The organism is uncultured Erythrobacter sp., from assembly GCF_947499705.1.
Taxonomy (GTDB): domain Bacteria; phylum Pseudomonadota; class Alphaproteobacteria; order Sphingomonadales; family Sphingomonadaceae; genus Erythrobacter.
The window spans coordinates 1,399,401-1,418,001 of the sequence record NZ_CANMPJ010000001.1 but is presented as its reverse complement, the minus strand read 5'-3'; the positions used below and the strand labels follow the sequence as shown (position 1 = coordinate 1,418,001).

Sequence of the window (18,601 nt, the reverse complement as noted above, 5' to 3'; positions counted from 1 at the left end):
CGTGTTGCCGATCGCGGTCCTATGCATCGTCGCGTTTCTCGCTTTTTCGGGAGCGACAGGATGAACGGCGGCATCCTTGCCTTGATGATCGCAGGCCTCGTCAGCTTTCTCGTCGGCGGATACCTCGCTGCGACCGGTGAGCGCTCGATTGGCATCGCATTGATGGGAATGGGTTTGATCTTCCAGGTGCTGACCTTGCGTCAGTTGAAGATGATTAAGAAGGATCAAGACGATGCTGGCTGACAAGGACCGCATCTTCACCAACGTCTATGGCTTCCAGGATTGGGGCCTGAAGGCTGCTCAGGCGCGCGGCGATTGGGATGGCACCAAGGCGCTGATCGAGCGGGGCAATGAAGCAATCATCGAAGAGATGAAGGCATCGGGCCTGCGCGGTCGGGGTGGGGCAGGATTCCCGACCGGTCTGAAATGGTCGTTCATGCCGAAGGAAAGCAAAGACGGTCGTCCAAGCTTCCTCGTCATCAATGCTGACGAATCCGAACCCGGTTCGTGCAAAGACCGCGAGATCATCCGCCACGATCCGCACAAGCTGATCGAGGGCGCATTGGTGGCCGGTTTCGCGATGCGCGCGCGCGCGGCCTATATTTACATTCGCGGGGAATATATCCGCGAAGCCGAGACGCTGCAGGCGGCCATCGACGAGGCCTATGACGCTGGACTGATCGGCAAGAACGCCAGCGGCTCGGGCTACGATTTCGACGTCTTCATGCACCGCGGCGCGGGCGCCTACATCTGCGGCGAAGAAACCGCGATGATTGAAAGCCTTGAGGGCAAAAAGGGCCAACCACGCCTAAAGCCACCATTCCCGGCGGGCGCGGGGCTCTATGGCTGCCCGACCACCGTCAACAATGTCGAGAGCATCGCGGTCGTGCCCACGATCCTGCGGCGCGGCGCTGCTTGGTTCAGCAGCTTCGGTCGTGAGAACAACGCCGGGACTAAGCTGTTCCAGATCAGCGGCCATGTCGAACAGCCTTGCGTGGTCGAGGAAGCGATGAGCATCCCGTTCCGCGAACTGATCGAGAAGCATTGCGGCGGCATTCGCGGTGGGTGGGATAACTTGCTGGCGGTGATCCCCGGCGGTTCGTCGGTCCCGCTGGTTCCTGCCAAGCAAATCATGGATGCGCCGATGGATTTCGACGGGCTGAAGGAGCTCGGCTCCGGCCTCGGCACAGCTGCAGTGATCGTGATGGACAAGTCCACCGATATCGTCCGCGCAATTTCTCGCCTAAGCTATTTCTACAAGCACGAATCATGCGGTCAGTGCACGCCGTGCCGCGAGGGCACCGGGTGGATGTGGCGCGTGATGGAGCGCCTGCGCACGGGTGATGCGGCGATCGAGGAAATCGACATGCTGCACGAAGTGACCAAGCAGGTCGAAGGCCACACAATCTGTGCGCTAGGCGATGCGGCGGCATGGCCGATCCAGGGCCTGATCCGCCATTTCCGCCCTGAGCTGGAAAAGCGCATCCACGAGCATAATGCGCAGTTTGCGGAGGCGGCGGAGTGAGGTTGCGCGCTGCCTTCCTGTTTCCGGCCCTGTTCGCGGCGGCTCTCCCCTATGGGGGTAGCGCAGCAGATCGCGTCGACCGAGTCGACAACAATGCCGACTACATCATGTGGGCTTATGCCGAATGCCTCGTGCGTCGGAACACCGACGAGGCGCGGTCCGTTTTTGGGCTATTGCCGCAATCGAGCGAGAGCAACCGAATGCTCGAGGAACTTCAGCGCCCTGCTTGCCTGCGGTATGCGACGAAATTCTCAATCGAGCTTCGCTTTGACCATACCCTAATCCGAGGCGCGATGGCAGAGCATCTCTATGAACGCGATGATCGCGATGAGAACCCGATCGCGATCTATGACCCCAATGCCGACGTTGCCCATGGCTCTTACGAGCAACGTTACGACTTCGTGTTCATCAGGGCGACCGAATGCGCCCTCGCGGGCGCCCCCGAGGCGATCGACAGGGTGCTTGCGACGCGTGTGGGGTCCGACGAGGAGAGCGCAGAACTGGCGAAAGTCGCCCAGTTGCTCTCCCCGTGTCTCGACGATGGAGTGAACGTCAACCTGACCTCGGCCATGCTCCGGTCGTACGTTGCAGAGGCGGCCCTTCGCCGTTCTGCGCAAGCTCAGGCAATCCGAGATTCAGAGGCCAAGACCGATGCCTAAAGTCACCGTAGACGGCGAAGAGATCGAAGTCCCGGCGGGCGCGACTGTGCTGCAGGCGTGCGAGCAGGCGGGCAAGGAAATCCCGCGTTTCTGCTATCACGAGCGCCTCTCCATCGCCGGCAATTGCCGCATGTGTCTGGTCGAAGTGAAGCCTGGGCCGCCGAAGCCGCAGGCCTCTTGCGCACTGCCCGCTGGCGACGGTCAGGAAATTCGCACCGACACGCCGATGGTCAAGAAGGCACGCGAAGGGGTGATGGAGTTTCTGCTCATCAACCACCCGCTCGATTGCCCGATTTGCGACCAGGGCGGCGAGTGCGATTTGCAGGATCAGGCCGTGGCCTATGGCCGTGGCGGTTCGCGCTACGAGCGCGAGAACAAGCGCGCGGTGACCGAGAAATACATGGGTCCGCTGATCAAGACGATCATGACCCGCTGCATCCACTGCACGCGCTGCGTGCGCTTCTCAGAAGAGATCGCGGGCGTGGACGAAATCGGCGCGCTCTATCGCGGCGAGGACATGCAGATCACGACCTATCTGGAACAGGCTGCGGCGCACGAACTCAGCGCCAATGTGATCGATCTGTGCCCAGTCGGCGCTCTGACGTCACGGCCTTATGCGTTCGAAGCGCGTCCGTGGGAATTGAAGCGCACTCTGAGCATCGACGTATCCGACGCGGTTGGCACCAACATCTCGCTGCATTCCAAGGGGCGCGAAGTCATGCGCGCACTCCCGCGCATCAATGATGACGTCAATGAGGAATGGCTTTCGGACAAGGGCCGCTATCAGGTCGATGGTCTGACCAAGCGCCGCCTCGACAAGGTGTTTATGCGCAAAGGCGGCAAGCTGCAGGCGGCGTCATGGGACGAAGCCTTCGGCGCTATTGCCGCGCAGCTTGACGGCAACACAGCAAGCATTGCTGCGGTCGCCGGGGACATGGTCGACTGCGAAACGATGTTTGCCGCCAAGGCCTTGCTGAAAGCATGCGGCAGCGACCTCGTGGAAGCGCGCCAGACCGGCATGACCTACGATGTGTCGAACATCGCGGCGGTCAATTTCAACTCGACGCTGGCCGGTATCGAAACCGCTGATGCGATCCTGATCGTCGGCAGCCATGTCCGCTGGGAAGCGGCGCTCGTGAATGCGCGCATTCGCAAGGCGGTGAAGGGCGGGGCGAAGGTGTTCGTGGTCGGACCTGAATGGGAAACGACCTATCCGGCTGAATTCCTTGGCGAAGACCTGAAGGTTCTGAACCGCGTGCCCAAGGCTTTGGGCGATGCGATGAAGGCGGCGGAGCGCCCGGCGGTGATCCTGGGCGGAGCGGCTTTGGCGAAGGGTGCGCTCGGCGCGGCGCTCAAGCTGGTCGACAAATTCGGCCTCGTGAAAAGCGATTGGAACGGCTTCAACGTGCTGCATATGAGCGCGGCGCGGATGGGCTCGCTGATGCTTGATTTCACGGTTGAGGGCGGCATGGCTGACCTCGCGGCGGCGACTCCCAAAGTGGTGCTGAGCCTCGGCGCGGACGAGATGGATTACGAACCGTTCGCCGACAGCCTGAAGGTCTATATCGGCCACCACGGCGACAAGGGCGCACATATGGCGGATATCATCCTGCCGGCGGCGAGCTATGCCGAGAAAGACGGAACCTACGTCAACACCGAAGGCCGCGTGCAGTTCGCTGAAAAGGCCGTGTTCGCGCCGGGTGATGCGCGCGAGGACTGGACGATCCTGCGCGCGCTGGCCGATGCTCTGGGCGTGAACGTCGGGTTCGACAGCTTCGGCGAATTGCAAAGCGCGATGATTGCGGCTGTTCCGGCGCTGGGCGAAGAAGGCCTCGCAGACTACGGCGCGCTGCCCAAGGCTGACAGCTCGGCCAAGGCGGAAGGCTCCATCAACGCCTATCCGATCGCCGATTTCTACCTTACCAACCCGATCGCCCGTGCAAGCGCTGTGATGCAGCAATGCTCGGCCGAGCTGCTCCACGCGGACGAGATCAAGGAGGCGGCGGAGTGACTCTTCAATTGAAAAGGCACCGAAACCTTGAGGACGGTCGCGTAGAAATCTACACGCCAGCCCCAGATGCCAGCAATCTTTTAGAGCTGGGTGATCCCAAACGGGGCTCGGAAATGCATCACAAAAAGAATGCGGTTTTTGTCGGCACTCTTGAAATGGCTTCGTACTTGATTCGAGAATACGGTTTTTCGCTTCGGATGAAGGGCGACCTAACAGGGCAGCGCAACCTTATCTCCGCCCACGAAATCGAAGGCGTGAAATGACCGAATTCTTCCAATCCCTTGGCATGCCCTATGAATGGGCGTGGACCGTTGCGACGCTGACCGGGATCGTCGTGATCTCGCTGCTCGTCATGTTTGCTGTCGCCATGGTGATCTATGTCGACCGCAAGGTTCTCGGCGCAATCATGCTGCGGCGTGGGCCCAACGTTGTCGGGCCATTCGGACTGCTGCAAAGCTTTGCCGACGGACTGAAGGTGTTCCTGCAGGAAACCATCATCCCCAGCGCGGCGAACAAGGGCATTTTCCTGCTCGCGCCGATTATCACATTCACCGTGGCGCTGGCGGCTTGGGCGGTGATCCCGTTTGACGAAGGTGTTTTGCTGGCCGACATCAATCTCGGCCTACTCTACATTCTCGCGATCAGCTCGCTTGGTGTTTACGGTGTGGTGATGAGCGGGTGGGCGTCGAACTCAAAGTACCCGTTTTTCTCCGCGATGCGCGCTGCCGCTCAGATGATCTCATACGAGGTTTCGATCGGTTTCATCCTCGTCTGCGTCGCGCTTTACACCCAGACATACAACATGTCCGGAATCGTCATGGCCCAGAAAGGGCACGGCTTGGGTGTCATCAATGGGTTCTTTGTGAATCCGCTACTGTTCCCGGTTTTCGTCATGTTCTTCATCAGCGCACTGGCCGAAACCGCGCGCGCGCCGTTCGACCTGACCGAGGCGGAATCAGAGCTCGTCGCCGGGTATCAGACCGAATATTCGAGCATGGCCTTCGCGCTGTTCTGGCTCGGTGAATATGCCAACATCCTGCTGATGTGCTCGCTGTGCACGCTGCTGTTCATGGGCGGATGGCTGCCTCCTGTTGAGTGGGCGCCGCTCTATTATGTGCCGGGGATCGTGTGGTTCCTGCTCAAGACGTTCTTCTTCTTCTTTCTGTTCAGCTGGATCTGGGCGACCGTGCCGCGGTATCGCTATGACCAGCTAATGCGGTTGGGCTGGAAAGTGTTCCTACCGATGAGCCTGCTGTTTGTAGCGCTAATTAGCGGCTACCTGATGGCGACGGGGCATTTCGGATGAGAGCTTTGAAGTATCCTTTCGCGCTTTCGCTGTGCGCCTTGCTGACGGTGTTTTTGGCGGAACGGGTTGTCGCTCAGAAGTCCGTCACGCCTCAGCTTGTGTTCTGCAATCTCTTTGACAGCTCGGTCGAAAAGATTGAGCCTGGAATGGCAGTCCGCCAACTCTGGATATTGAACGATTCGACCGGGACGCTGAGGACCAAGGATTTCGGCGACCTGATGGGGGGCAACAAATTTGTCCGTTGGCTGGAGATAGAACCTGGAGTTATCGGTTTTGTGACCGATGGCGGTTCGAGCGAAGCGTACATCTTGACGACGGATGGTCAGCCAGTTCCCGAAGGCGAACCACCAATTAATTCGACTCTTTCAACTCCGACCGGGGAAACCTACACGGGGCTTTGCAACGTCGCAGTAGGAGCGGTCGCCGTAGAGTACTTTGACAAAGGACCGAGCGAGCAGCCGAAATGACCACCGCAACCCAGCTCCTCAAATCGTTCACCCTGTGGGAATTCCTCAAGGCGCACGCCAAAACCTTGAAGTATTTCTTCAAGCCCAAGGTGACGATCAACTATCCGTTCGAAAAGAACGCTCTCAGCCCGCGCTTTCGCGGTGAACATGCTTTGCGCCGCTACCCCAATGGCGAAGAGCGTTGCATCGCGTGCAAATTGTGCGAAGCGGTCTGCCCGGCGCAGGCGATCACGATCGAGAGTGAGCCGCGCGAAGACGGCAGCCGCCGCACCACCCGCTACGACATCGACATGACCAAGTGCATCTATTGCGGCTTCTGTCAGGAAGCCTGCCCGGTCGATGCCGTGGTTGAAGGCCCGAATTTTGAGTACGCCACCGAAACCCGCGAGGAATTGCTCTATGACAAAGCCAAATTGCTCGCGAATGGTGACAAATGGGAACGGGCCATCGCGGCCAATCTTGAAGCCGATGCACCGTACCGTTAAGGGCGCAGCGCGACGGACTCCGGGGACGGAAAAACAGGGATCATGATTCAAGCCATAGCCTTCTACCTGTTCGCAGGGCTGGTCATCGCGAGCGCGGTCATGGTCATCATGTCGCGCAACCCGGTGCATTCGGTCCTGTGGCTGATTCTCGCATTCTTCAACGCGGCGGGCCTGATGGTGCTCGTCGGCGCGGAGTTCATCGCGATGCTGTTGGTGATCGTCTATGTGGGGGCGGTCGCCGTGCTGTTCCTGTTCGTCGTGATGATGCTCGATATCGACTTTGCAGCAATGCGCGCGGGGTTTGTGAAGAATTTCCCTCTGGGACTGGCTGTGGCGGCGATATTGCTTGCCGAGCTGGTGCTTGGCATCGGAGCCTACAGCGCGGGCGGCTTGGAGCTTGGTTCGGCAGAAACCGTGGCTGTTCAGGGACCGGGTGAGAGCAACATCGAGGCCATCGGACGGTTGCTCTACGGCCCGTATATCTTCCTGTTCGAAGTCGCCGGGATCATCCTGCTGGTGGCGATGATTGGTGCGATTGTGCTGACCCACCGCGAACCCAAGCCGGGCGCGCGGGGACGTCAGGACATCGGCAAGCAGATCGCGCGTCGCCCCGAGGAAGCAACCGTTATGAAGAACCCGGACATCGGGCAGGGGGTTGAGCTATGATCGGCGTGGAACACTACCTCGTCGTCGGCGCGATCCTGTTCGTGCTGGGCGTGCTGGGCATCTTCATCAACCGCAAGAACGTGATCGTCATTCTGATGTCGGTTGAGCTGATCCTGCTCGCGGTGAACATCAATCTGGTCGCGTTCAGCGCGTTCATGGACAACTTGATTGGTCAGGTCTTCGCAATGCTGGTGCTGACGGTTGCTGCAGCCGAAGCGGCAATCGGGCTGGCCATTCTTGTGATTTACTATCGCGGTCGCGGCACGATTGCTGTCGATGACGTCAATCGGATGAAGGGATAACTGGCCCGATGAATTCGATCCTCATCATCGTCTTCCTGCCACTGATCGCGGCTATCGTCGCGGGGCTGGGCAACCGGATGATCGGCAATGTCGCGGCCAAGTCGATCACGACTGGCGCGTTGTTTGTCTCCGCTATCCTGAGCTGGCCGATCTTTCTCGGCTTCCTGAGCGGCACTTCGGCGGACGAAGTGGTGCCCGTGCTGCAATGGGTGAAGTCTGGCTCGCTGACCTTTGATTGGGCGCTGCGCGTCGATGCGCTAACCGCTGTCATGCTGGTCGTGATCAACAGCGTCTCGGCCCTAGTGCACCTCTATTCGTGGGGGTACATGGAGGAAGACCCGGATCAGCCACGCTTCTTTGCGTATCTGTCGCTCTTCACCTTCGCGATGCTGATGCTCGTGACTGCCGACAACCTCGTCCAGATGTTCTTTGGCTGGGAAGGCGTGGGGCTGGCGTCCTATTTGCTGATCGGTTTCTGGTTCAAGAAACCGACAGCGGGCGCTGCCGCGATCAAGGCTTTCGTCGTGAACCGCGTTGGTGACCTTGGCTTCATGCTCGGCATTTTCGGCACTTATCTGGTGTTCCAGACGACCTCGATCACCGAAATACTCGATGCGGCTCCTGCCATGTCGGGCGCGAGCATCGGCTTCCTCGGCATGCGCCTCTACACGATGGATATTCTGTGCATCCTGTTGTTCATCGGAGCGATGGGCAAGTCGGCGCAGCTGTTCCTGCACACCTGGCTGCCAGACGCGATGGAAGGCCCGACACCGGTCAGCGCGCTGATCCATGCCGCGACCATGGTGACGGCGGGTGTATTCATGCTCTGCCGCCTCTCACCTATGTTCGAGACCGCGCCGACCGCGCTCGCGATCGTCACCGTCATTGGGGCCGCGACCTGCTTCTTCGCCGCGACCATCGGAACGACGCAGTGGGACATCAAGCGAGTGATCGCTTATTCGACCTGCTCGCAGCTCGGCTACATGTTCTTCGCGGCGGGTGTCGGTGCCTATGGCGTCGCGATGTTCCACCTTTTCACGCACGCTTTCTTCAAGGCACTGCTGTTCCTTGGCGCTGGCTCGGTGATCCATTCCATGCATCACGAACAGGACATGCGCTATTATGGCGGCCTTCGTAAGAAGATCCCGATCACATTCTGGGCGATGATGGCGGGCACACTGGCGATCACTGGTGTCGGCATCTTGGGCGTGTTCGGATTTGCAGGCTTCTACTCGAAAGACGCGATCCTCGAAGCGGCATGGGCACGCGGTACCGGCATTTCGCAGATGGCTTTCTGGGCCGGTGCAACTGCCGCTCTCCTGACCAGCTTCTACAGCTGGCGCCTGATGTTCCTCACATTCTGGGGCAAGCCGCGCTGGATTGAGAGCGAGCATATTCAGCACAGCGTTCACAAAACACCTGAAGAAGCGGGCGATGACACGACAGGCGGGTATCAACCGCATGAAAGCCCGCTGACCATGCTTGTTCCGCTCGTATTGCTTACGGTTGGAGCGGTTTTCGCCGGCTATTTCTTCAAATACCCCTTCATCGATGGCTCGAGCGAAATGGTCGATCCGAATGGTTTCTGGGGCGCGTCGATCTATTTCAACGAGAACCTTGTCCACGCGCTGCACGCAGTGCCACTGTGGGTGAAACTGACGGCGACCGTGGTGATGCTTTTGGGCCTAGCTGGCGCATATGTTGCCTACATCGCGAAGCCTGACATTCCTGCGAAGTTCGTGGCCACGTTCCCGCGGCTGCACCGCTTTGTCTTCAACAAATGGTATTTCGATGAACTCTACGATGCGATCTTCGTGAAGCCCGCATTCTGGATTGGACGCCAATTCTGGAAACTAGGTGATATCGGCACGATCGACCGGTTCGGACCGAATGGTGTCGCATGGGTAGTTGAGCGTGGCTCTATTGCCGCGAAGACGATCCAGTCGGGCTATCTCTACACATACGCGCTGATCATGCTTCTCGGCCTGATCGCTGCCATCACTTACGTGTTGCTCTAGGGGACGCGCGGACATGGAAGGCTTCCCCATCCTCACTATCATGATGCTCGTGCCGTTTGTCGGTGCGCTCGCATGTCTCTTCGCAGGCAACGCTGCGCGGCCAATTGCATTAGGTGCGACGCTGATCACTTTCGTGCTCGGTTGCATGCTTTGGGCAAATTACGAGATCGGCGGCGCACAGTGGCAATTCACCGAGCGGGCCGAGCTATTCGCAGGCTTCAGCTACGCTCTTGGCATCGACGGGATCGCGCTGATGCTGATCATGCTGAGCGTGTTCCTTATGCCGATCTGCATTCTCGCCAGCTGGACTTCGATCACCAAGCGGGTTGGCGAATATATGGGCGCGTTCCTGCTGATGGAGGTGCTGATGATCGGCATCTTCGCGGCGCAGGATATCTTTCTGTTCTACATCTTCTTCGAAGCTAGCCTGATCCCGATGTACCTGATCATCGGTGTGTGGGGCGGGGATAATCGTATCTACGCGAGCTATAAGTTCTTCCTCTACACGCTGTTCGGCTCGGTACTTATGCTGATCGCAATGTTCTGGATGGTCGCCGAAGCGGGCACGTCCGACATTCCGACGCTTATGCAGTACAACTTCCCGCCGGGCGCGCAGACTTGGCTGTGGTTGGCGTTCTTCGCGAGTTTTGCGGTGAAGGTGCCGATGTGGCCGTTCCACACCTGGCTGCCCGATGCGCACGTTCAGGCACCAACTGCAGGGTCCGTGATCTTGGCTGGCGTGCTGCTGAAACTGGGCGGCTACGGTTTCATCCGTTTCAGCCTGCCGATGTTCCCCGAGGCGAGCGCGCAGTTCGCCTGGTTCGTCTTCATCCTGTCGATGATTGCGGTGGTCTACACCTCGCTCGTCGCGCTGGTTCAGCACGATATGAAAAAGCTGATCGCCTATTCCAGCGTCGCTCACATGGCGATTGTCACCGTGGGCCTGTTCGCTTTCAACGTGCAGGGTCTTGAGGGCGCGATGATCGTCATGCTCTCGCACGGTCTGGTTTCAGGCGCGCTCTTCCTGTGTGTCGGTGTAATCTATGATCGCCTGCATACGCGCGAGATCGACCGCTATGGCGGGCTTAGCATCAACATGCCTTACTACGCGCTGTTCTTCCTGCTGTTCACCATGGCGAGCATCGGCTTGCCGGGGACGAGCGGGTTCGTGGGTGAGTTCCTGTCGCTGGCGGGCATCTATCAGACCTCGACCCTTGTAGCTTTGATCTCCACCACCGGGATTATCCTAGGAGCGGCCTACATGCTGTATCTGTACCGCCGTGTCGCGTTCGGCGGTCAGAAGAACGAGGATGCTGCGGCGATGGCCGACATTTCCCCGCGTGAGTGGGCCATGATGGCGCCAATCGCTGCGGTAGTGCTCTGGATGGGCGTTTATCCGGAGAGTTTCCTGGCTCCAATGCGCTCCGACATCGCGGCGCTCGATGCACGGATCGCTTCGGCGGCTCCTCAGAGCGATAGCCAGCTTGAAGTTGGCACGCCTCGCGCAGAGATCGCCAACGCCGTCGAACACACTGACCACCATGGAGACGATTTGCCCGCCGAACGAGAATATTCGGAAGGAGGCGAGCACTAATGGATTTCGTCGCCAGTTTCGTATTGATTGCGCCCGAACTGCAACTGACCGTTGCGGCTCTGGTCTTCCTGTTGATCGCCGCTTGGGCCGGAGACAAGGCGGCACGCGGCCTGACAGCCGCCGCTGCGGCCGTGCTGTTCGTCGCCGGTCTTTCGCTGATTCCAGCATTGCACACCGGCGTTGACGGTCCTGATACGCTCGCATTTGGCGGGCTGCTCAAGGTCGATAGCTTCGCTCTGTTCGCCAAGGCTCTGATCTATCTCGCCGGGATCGCGTGCCTTTTGGTCGCACCGCAATTTTTCGACAGCGAGGCTGCCGGGGTGGAGCGCGGGATGCGCGCAGAATACCCGGTGCTCGTCTTGTTCGCGATCGTCGGCATGAGCATCATGGTATCGGCAAACGACTTCATGGCGCTGTATCTCGGGCTCGAACTCAACAGTCTGGCGGCGTATGTCCTCGCATCAATCCTGCGGCGCGACACGCGTTCGGCCGAAGCCGGTCTGAAATATTTCGTCCTCGGTGCGCTCGCATCCGGTATCCTGCTGTACGGGATGAGCCTGCTTTACGGCTTTACCGGCGGCACCGATTTTGGCGTTGTTCGTGAGGGGCTAACCGGTGAGTTGGCAACCGGTGCATTGTTCGGTCTGATCTTCGTGATGGCGGGCCTCGCGTTCAAGATCGCTGCCGTGCCGTTCCATATGTGGACGCCGGACGTCTACGAAGGCGCTCCCACGCCCGTGACCGCATTCTTTTCGACCGCTCCCAAAGTGGCCGCCGTCGCGCTAACCGCACGTGTCGTGTTCGACGTGTTCGGCGAGCAGGTTCTCGCGTGGCAGCAGATCGTGATGTTCACCGCGCTCGCTTCGATCGTATTCGGTGCACTCGGCGCGATTGGGCAGGAAAATCTCAAACGCCTGCTCGCCTATTCCTCGATCAACAATGTCGGCTTCATCCTGCTGGGCCTTGCCGTCGCCAATGAAGCGGGCGCGAGTGCGATGCTGGTGTACCTGTTCATCTATGTCGCCATGAGCCTCGGCAGCTTTGTCGCCCTGCTAATGCTGCGCAGCGAGAGCGGCGATCTCTACGAGACCTTCGCCGATATCAAGGGACTTGCGGTTACCCGGCCAGTAATCGCCTGGAGCCTGTTGCTGCTGATGTTCAGCCTTGCCGGCATCCCGCCGCTGCTTGGCTTCTACAGCAAGTTCGTGGTGTTCCAGGCAACGGTTGAAGCGGGCCTGATCGCCTTCGCAGCCATTGCCATCGGTGCCAGTGTGATCGGCGCGTTCTACTACATCAAGTTCGTCAAGGTGATGTTCTTCGACGAACCAGCAGGCGTCGTCACCGGCAAAAGCGGCGTCGCGCATTGGGTGCTTCTGATCCTGACCGTCACGATCATCTCCCCGCTCGGATACTTCCTGACGCCGTCGCTCACCGACCTCGCCGACAAGGCAGCTGGCGCTTTGTTTATGGCGGTGTAATCTGGGTGGCATGATCAGGTATATCGCGCAGACAGGTTCAACCAACGCCGACCTAATGGCCGCGCTGCAGGCGCACCAGAAACTCGAAGAAGGGCACTGGCTGATCGCCGACCGCCAGACAGCCGGAAGAGGGCGGCAAGGGCGCGAATGGCATGGCGGCGCCGGCAACATCATGGGCTCGACCATCGTCACCCTGCAATCCGGTGAGTATCCCGGCACTTGGCTCAATTTGCCGATCAGCCTCGCGGTACGAGAGACGCTTGCCGAATTCATCCCGAACGCCAGCGACCTGATGCTCAAATGGCCCAACGATGTGCTGCTGGGCGGAGCGAAAATCTCAGGCATTCTAATGGAACTGTTCGAGTTTCAGGTTGTCGTCGGCATCGGTGTGAACCTTGTCATCGCTCCAGACTTGCCTGATCGCGCAACTGTTTCGGTTGCTGATGTGTCAGAGGAACCACCCTCCCGAGATAGTTTCGCCTCGCGTCTGATCCATCACGTCGCCCAGGAAATCGGCAAATGGCGCACCCTTGGCGAGCCTGCCATGCGCGCGCGTTGGCTTGGCCATGCGCATCCCAAGGGAACTCAACTTGCCGTGCATGATGAGGGTGGAGCCATAGTCGAAGGCACGTTCGAAGGCCTGGCACCCACTGGCGCTTTGCTGCTGCAAATGCCAGACGGCTCGGTGCGCTCGGTTCAAGCCGGTGATGTTGTTCTTGGTTAGGAAAACCCATGCTGCTTGCTGCTGATGTCGGAAACACCAATGTCGTGTTCGCGCTGTTCGAACCGGACGGGGAGGGCGGCTACACCATCCGCGCACGCTGGCGGATTGCGACCGACCCGCGCCGAACAGGTGATGAATATGCGGTGTGGCTGCTCCAATTGCTCAAGATCGAAGGGGTCGAGCGTGAGGATATCAAGCAACTCATCTTCGCATCGGTCGTGCCGCGCGCTGATCACAATCTGACGGTCCTGTCGCAGAAGTATTTCGGGATTACCCCGCTGTTTGCTGGACAGGGCAAGGCGGCCTGGCAGTTCGAGATCGATGTCGATCAGCCCAGCTCGCTGGGCGCTGACCGCGCGCTCAATATCCTCGCCGCACATCACAAATATGGCGGCGACCTGATCGTCATCGACTTCGGCACGGCGACCAAGTTCGAGGCGATCGATTTCAACGGCACTTACAAAGGCGGCTCGATCGCGCCTGGCATTAACCTCTCGCTTGATGCGCTGGTGGGCAAAACCGCAAAACTGCCACGCATCGCGATCCGCGCTCCCGAAAGCATAAGCGTGATCGGTCGAAACACCGAAGACCAGATGCTGATCGGGGTGTTCTGGGGCTATGTTGCAATGATGGAAGGGGTCGTCGAACGGATGAAGTCCGAAATTGGTCGGCCCGCAAAGGTTGTAGCCACCGGCGGGCTCGCCATATTGTTCGATGACGCGACAGACATTTTTGACCATGTCGATGCTGATCTGACAATCAAAGGGCTTGGTATTCTCGCTGCACAAGCAGCGGGTTGATAGCCTTTCCTCTCACAATCGAGAACATGTGAAAAAGAACTACACTCCTGAAAACGAGCTGCTTTTCCTTGCGCTGGGCGGTTCAGGGGAGATTGGCATGAACGTCAATCTCTATGGCTGCGACGGCAAATGGTTGATGGTCGATCTCGGCATGACTTTCTCCGGGAATGAATATCCCGGCGTTGACCTCGTCTTTGCCGACCTCGAATTCATCGAAGAACGCACCAAAGACTTGCTCGGTATCGTGCTGACCCACGCACACGAGGACCATATTGGCGCGGTGCCATACTTTGCAGGTGAGCTCGGCGTGCCACTCTATGCGACGCCGTTCACCGCTGACTTGGTCGCGCGCAAACTGGAAGAAGCGGGGCTGCTCGGCGAGGTTGAAATCAACATCATCGAGGAAGATCACGGCAAGATCGATATCGGGCCATTCACGGTCACGTATCTCCCGCTGGCGCACTCGATTGCCGAGGGCAACGCGCTGCTGATCGAAACGCCGTATGGCAAGGTGTTCCACACGGGTGATTGGAAGCTCGACGAAGAGCCGATTATTGGCGAACCGACCACCGAAGAGGAATTGCGCGCGATTGGCGATGACGGAGTGCTCGCGCTGGTGTGCGATTCCACCAATGTGTTCAATCCAAGTCCTTCCGGCTCGGAGGGAGCCGTGCATCGCGGGCTGATGGATGAGGTCGCCAAACACTCTGGCAAGCGCGTGCTCGTCACGACCTTCGCCAGCAATGTCGCGCGCCTTCAGACGCTTGGCGAGGTCGCACGCGAAACCGGCCGGCAGCTATGCGTGGCGGGGCGCTCGCTCGACCGCATTATCGAGGTGGCGCAGGACAACGGATATCTCGCCGACTTCCCGAAGCCAGTGGATTTCGACACAGCAATGGGCCTGCCGCGCGGCGAAGTTTTGATCCTTGCAACAGGAGGGCAGGGCGAACCCCGAGCGGCGCTGTCACGGATCGCGGACGAGAACCACCCGTTGGAGCTCACGCGCGGCGATGTGGTGCTGTTTTCCTCGCGCCAGATACCGGGCAATGAAATCTCGATCGGCAAAGTCCAGAATGCACTTGCAGCGCGCGGCATTACTATGGTGACCGACCGCCAGAGCATGATCCACGTGTCCGGGCATCCAGGACGGCCTGAGCTAGAAGCGCTGTATAGCTGGCTGAAGCCGGAAGTGCTTGTGCCGGTCCATGGCGAAATGCGCCACATGCTGGAGCAGGGGCGGCTTGGTAAGGAATGCCAGATCCCCCATGCAGTGGTGCAGGGGAATGGCGATATCGTGCGGCTCGCGCCCGGTGATCCGGGGCGAATTGCGCAGATACACAGTGGCCGTCTGATCCTGGATGGTGACATAATCTCACCCGCCGATGGTGAAGCGATCGCCATGCGCCGACGTATTGCCCACGAGGGCGTGATGGTCGTGGTTTTGGCACGCGGAGAGCAGCCGTTTATTGAAGCGCTGGGCTTGCCACTGGACGAAGACATGCCCGAATTCATTGAGGAAACGCAGGGTGACATCCTCAAGGCGATTGGCAAACTCAAGGGCAAGGACGCGCGCGATCCTGCAGCGGTGCATGAAGCGGCACGGCTAGCAGCACGGCGCGCCGCTCGGCGCTGGGCGGGCAAGAGCCCTCAGGTTCGCGTGGTCATGCCGGGAGCGGCAAACTGATGCAGATCACGTCGATAATTGCGATCTACTTTCTGATTTGGGTGATGACTGCGTTTGTGATGCTGCCATTCGGCGTGCGCACGGCGGAGGAAGCAGGGATCGAGAAAGTGCCGGGGCAGGCGGAAAGCGCACCTGTAAGCTTCAAGCCAGGCAAGCTGATGATCCGCGCCACACTGATCGCGACCGTTCTGACCACGCTGTTTGTGCTCAACTACGAGTATGGTTGGGTTGGTGTCGACGACATCGACATCCTGCCCGAACCTGACCCGCAGATTGGTCCCAGAGACTGAGCCTTACTTGCGGAAGCGCTCGATCGATTGCGCGAGCACGACATAGAGCTTGCCCATATCCGATCCGAGCACGGTCACGCTGAGCGCATTGCCATCGCGGGTGGACAGCATCGAGCGCAGCATAGCTTCGAAGTCGTGGATGTAGCGGCTGACGTTCGCCTTGAAGCTCTCGTCGCTCTGATAGAGGTCCGCAATTTCGCGCGATTCTCCGCTATCGATCAAGCGAACTGCGCGGCGGGTGAAGATACCGCGATCCCCCTTGAGATAGGCATCCCAGGCGGTGTCGCTGACTTCGGTCGCGAGCGCATTTGTGATGTCGATCGCATTGGAGTTTAGGCTGTCTGTGATCAGCGCCATCCGCCGTGCGAAGTCATTGTTGACCTGCTCTTCGGCGAGTTCACGGGCGCGGGCGACGCGTTGCTCTAGGTTGCCCGTCAACTCATTCACCATCGAAAGTTGATCACGCAGCTGGATTGTAGCTTCCCGTCCGACGCCTGAAGCGTGGGCGGCTGCTTGTTCGAGTGCACCGATGGTCTCGGCGGTTTCGTTCCGCAGTGAGCGCTCAAGCGACTCAACGGCCTCTTCACCAATGGAGCCGGCCAGCGCGGAGACCTTCTCGCGCGCGCCCGTGTCGAGCGCTTGGAAGGCCGATTCTGTCGCAGCCTCGAGCGTTGAGAGGGCCTCGCGCAGTTGACCCTGCGTTTCGTTGGCAAACCGTTCGCTATCGCCAGTCAGCCGCTCGAATCCACCGCGGAGCCCTTGCAACTTGGCCAGAGTGTCTTCCGCTTGCTCGCTAAGCTGCGTCTGCAGGGTTTGGAGCGACGTATCGGTGCTATCGATCTCATCGCGGGTTTTGATCAGGTATTCGCTCAATTCGCCGCCGTGCTCGCTTGTCTGGAGCATCATGCCCTTAAGCTCGATCGCCCGGCCCTCGACACCTTCCAGCTCAGTTGACGCTGTCTTGATGGCTTCCGGGAGGTCCTCACGGCTTTGCTTCGCGCCCGATTGGATGATCTCCAACAGCCGGATGCTGGCTTCGGTCAGATCCCCCAATTGTGTTTCGGTCTGGGCTAGTGCCTCGCGCTTGGAAGCAAGCTGTTCTTCAAGAGAACCAAGCCCTTCGCCAAGGCTGGTCCGCGTGGTTTCGCTCGCTGCCGCGATCCGGTCGATCAATTCATTGAGCTCGCCGAGCTGCTCGCCCATCGCTTTGCTGTGAGAGACAAGTTTCTCCGTTTCAGCGGTCTGCGCTTCGCGGCGCTCGGCCAATGACTCGTCGAGTTCGGCAAGGCGCTGAGCAAGCACCTCGGTCGATTGCGCTTCACGCGTTTCGAACTCGTCCTGACGCCGGGCAATTTCTTCCTGGAATTTGATATCGCGCTGGGCAAGCTTGGCGTCGAAGTGATCGATCTGCTCATTGGTTTGGGCAATGCGCTCTTTGGTCGCTGCGACGGCATCCCGGTCCACTCGGTCCAGACCCTGCAGCATTTCCAGCACACCTTCGTGGACCTTGGTCTTGCGGGCCTGCACCTGCTCCATGGCTTCACCTTCGGCTTCGCGCAACTTGGCGGAAATCGCCTTTGTCTCGCTCTGGAGCAGGATGATGCGCTCATTCATGGCCGAGAGTGCTTCGGTTTCCGCATCATTGATTGTCGAGCGGTATTCATCCGCGTTTTCCGACAGCTCTTTGAAGCGCCCGGAAACCAGTTGCTCGATACGGGCCAGCTGCCCCTCAAACTCGCTCAGAACGTTGCCTACGCGATGCCCCAGGGAAGTAACCTGCGTCTCACTGGCGCTGCCAAACTCGTTCAAGCGCTCGAACCCAGCGACCAATTTGTCGACCTGATCCTGTGCGGTTCGTCCGGCATTGCCGATCTGGTTTGACACATCGCGTGCCGAGTTCGCGACCACAGGCAGGTCGTCGCGCAGCTTTGTCATGTTGCCGAGCGCTGTCTCGCTGGTGGTGCCGATCTTGTCGACTTGCGCGCCGTTGTCCTTGATCAGCTTCTGCAATTCACCCGCGTGAGTAGAAATCCGCTCGCTCGCGATGCGGCCGAGTGACTCCAATTCAAGCGACTGCGACGCCAGAAATTCGCGGGCCAGACTGAGCTCGCGGTTAACAATCGTTAGCCGATTCTCTAACTCCGCACTTTCCTGGCTGAGCAGCGCCGCAGTCGATGCAAAACGGGTCGCTTCGGCGCGAGAGTTGCGCAGAAACAACAGGTAGCCGACCCCAACAAGCAGGACAGGCACCGACCAATCGATGATCCAGCGAGCCCATTCGCTGGGTGCTGCGGTGCTTGCGGCGAGCAGTTGGTCCTGCATCGCCCAGCCATAGAAGACCGTCCAAAGAACAATGACCCCGATCGCAATGGCGGGTGCGAGCCACGCTTTGTCGGATGCTGGAGTTTCCTCGTACTCTTCGAGATTTAGCTCCTCTTCTTCATAACCAACTACAGCATCGGCAAGAGATGCATCGCTGCTAGCAGGCCGCTCCGTTCCGGGCGAGACGTCGGCCTCGGCTGCCGTGTCGGTGTGCGTTTCCTGGGCGGTTTCGTCGCCAATGGCGCGAATATGATTTCCTCCGGTCATGAC

Annotated in this window: 18 protein-coding genes; 17 read left to right on the top strand and 1 reads right to left on the bottom strand. The window is 59.4% G+C overall.

Features of this window, described 5'->3' with window-relative positions:
- Positions 1-60 precede the first annotated feature (60 nt).
- The 17 genes from Q0837_RS06635 to Q0837_RS06555 are packed head-to-tail and all read left to right on the top strand — an operon-like array spanning position 61 to position 16,009.
- Positions 61-243 (top strand): hypothetical protein, encoded by a 183-nt coding sequence (locus Q0837_RS06635; protein WP_298466681.1) that lies wholly within the window; start codon positions 61-63, stop codon positions 241-243.
- A complete protein-coding gene (gene nuoF / locus Q0837_RS06630; RefSeq protein ID WP_298466679.1) occupies positions 233-1,525 on the top strand; it encodes an NADH-quinone oxidoreductase subunit NuoF in 1,293 nt (430 codons plus the stop codon). The genes Q0837_RS06635 and nuoF overlap by 11 nt, the downstream gene beginning before the upstream one ends.
- A complete protein-coding gene (locus Q0837_RS06625) occupies positions 1,522-2,184 on the top strand; it encodes a hypothetical protein (RefSeq protein WP_298466677.1) in 663 nt (220 codons plus the stop codon). Before nuoF ends, Q0837_RS06625 begins: the two co-directional genes overlap by 4 nt.
- Positions 2,177-4,195 carry an NADH-quinone oxidoreductase subunit NuoG gene (gene nuoG, locus Q0837_RS06620; protein WP_298466675.1) on the top strand — a complete coding sequence of 673 codons (2,019 nt, stop codon included), beginning with the start codon at positions 2,177-2,179 and terminating at the stop codon, positions 4,193-4,195. Before Q0837_RS06625 ends, nuoG begins: the two co-directional genes overlap by 8 nt.
- Positions 4,192-4,458 (top strand): hypothetical protein, encoded by a 267-nt coding sequence (locus Q0837_RS06615; protein ID WP_298466673.1) that lies wholly within the window; start codon positions 4,192-4,194, stop codon positions 4,456-4,458. Before nuoG ends, Q0837_RS06615 begins: the two co-directional genes overlap by 4 nt.
- A complete protein-coding gene (nuoH, locus tag Q0837_RS06610) occupies positions 4,455-5,501 on the top strand; it encodes an NADH-quinone oxidoreductase subunit NuoH (RefSeq protein WP_298466671.1) in 1,047 nt (348 codons plus the stop codon). The genes Q0837_RS06615 and nuoH overlap by 4 nt, the downstream gene beginning before the upstream one ends.
- On the top strand, positions 5,498-5,968 hold the full coding sequence (locus Q0837_RS06605) for a hypothetical protein (protein ID WP_298466670.1): 471 nt from the start codon (positions 5,498-5,500) through the stop codon (positions 5,966-5,968). Before nuoH ends, Q0837_RS06605 begins: the two co-directional genes overlap by 4 nt.
- Positions 5,965-6,453 carry an NADH-quinone oxidoreductase subunit NuoI gene (gene nuoI, locus Q0837_RS06600; protein ID WP_298466668.1) on the top strand — a complete coding sequence of 163 codons (489 nt, stop codon included), beginning with the start codon at positions 5,965-5,967 and terminating at the stop codon, positions 6,451-6,453. Before Q0837_RS06605 ends, nuoI begins: the two co-directional genes overlap by 4 nt.
- Before the next feature lie 42 nt (positions 6,454-6,495).
- Positions 6,496-7,119, top strand: a complete 624-nt coding sequence (locus Q0837_RS06595) for an NADH-quinone oxidoreductase subunit J (RefSeq protein ID WP_298466666.1) — start codon at positions 6,496-6,498, stop codon at positions 7,117-7,119.
- Complete coding sequence (gene nuoK / locus Q0837_RS06590) at positions 7,116-7,421, top strand: NADH-quinone oxidoreductase subunit NuoK (RefSeq protein ID WP_298466664.1); 306 nt, start codon at positions 7,116-7,118, stop codon at positions 7,419-7,421. Before Q0837_RS06595 ends, nuoK begins: the two co-directional genes overlap by 4 nt.
- An 8-nt stretch (positions 7,422-7,429) precedes the next feature.
- Positions 7,430-9,439, top strand: coding sequence for an NADH-quinone oxidoreductase subunit L (nuoL, locus tag Q0837_RS06585; protein WP_298466662.1), 2,010 nt, complete (start codon positions 7,430-7,432; stop codon positions 9,437-9,439).
- A gap of 13 nt (positions 9,440-9,452) precedes the next feature.
- Complete coding sequence (locus Q0837_RS06580) at positions 9,453-11,033, top strand: NADH-quinone oxidoreductase subunit M (RefSeq protein ID WP_298466659.1); 1,581 nt, start codon at positions 9,453-9,455, stop codon at positions 11,031-11,033.
- Complete coding sequence (nuoN, locus tag Q0837_RS06575; protein WP_298466656.1) at positions 11,033-12,511, top strand: NADH-quinone oxidoreductase subunit NuoN; 1,479 nt, start codon at positions 11,033-11,035, stop codon at positions 12,509-12,511. Before Q0837_RS06580 ends, nuoN begins: the two co-directional genes overlap by 1 nt.
- A gap of 10 nt (positions 12,512-12,521) precedes the next feature.
- Positions 12,522-13,235, top strand: a complete 714-nt coding sequence (locus Q0837_RS06570; protein ID WP_298466653.1) for a biotin--[acetyl-CoA-carboxylase] ligase — start codon at positions 12,522-12,524, stop codon at positions 13,233-13,235.
- A gap of 8 nt (positions 13,236-13,243) precedes the next feature.
- The gene (locus Q0837_RS06565; RefSeq protein WP_298466650.1) at positions 13,244-14,035 is read left to right on the top strand and encodes a type III pantothenate kinase; all 792 of its coding nucleotides are present in this window, start codon (positions 13,244-13,246) and stop codon (positions 14,033-14,035) included.
- A 28-nt stretch (positions 14,036-14,063) separates the two neighbouring features.
- Positions 14,064-15,719, top strand: coding sequence for a ribonuclease J (locus Q0837_RS06560; RefSeq protein WP_298466648.1), 1,656 nt, complete (start codon positions 14,064-14,066; stop codon positions 15,717-15,719).
- A complete protein-coding gene (locus Q0837_RS06555; protein ID WP_298466646.1) occupies positions 15,719-16,009 on the top strand; it encodes a DUF1467 family protein in 291 nt (96 codons plus the stop codon). Before Q0837_RS06560 ends, Q0837_RS06555 begins: the two co-directional genes overlap by 1 nt.
- Positions 16,010-16,012: 3 nt before the next feature.
- Here the strand turns inward: Q0837_RS06555 and Q0837_RS06550 are convergent, their stop codons facing one another.
- Positions 16,013-18,598, bottom strand: a complete 2,586-nt coding sequence (locus tag Q0837_RS06550; protein ID WP_298466644.1) for an ATPase — start codon at positions 18,596-18,598, stop codon at positions 16,013-16,015.
- Positions 18,599-18,601 lie beyond the last annotated feature (3 nt).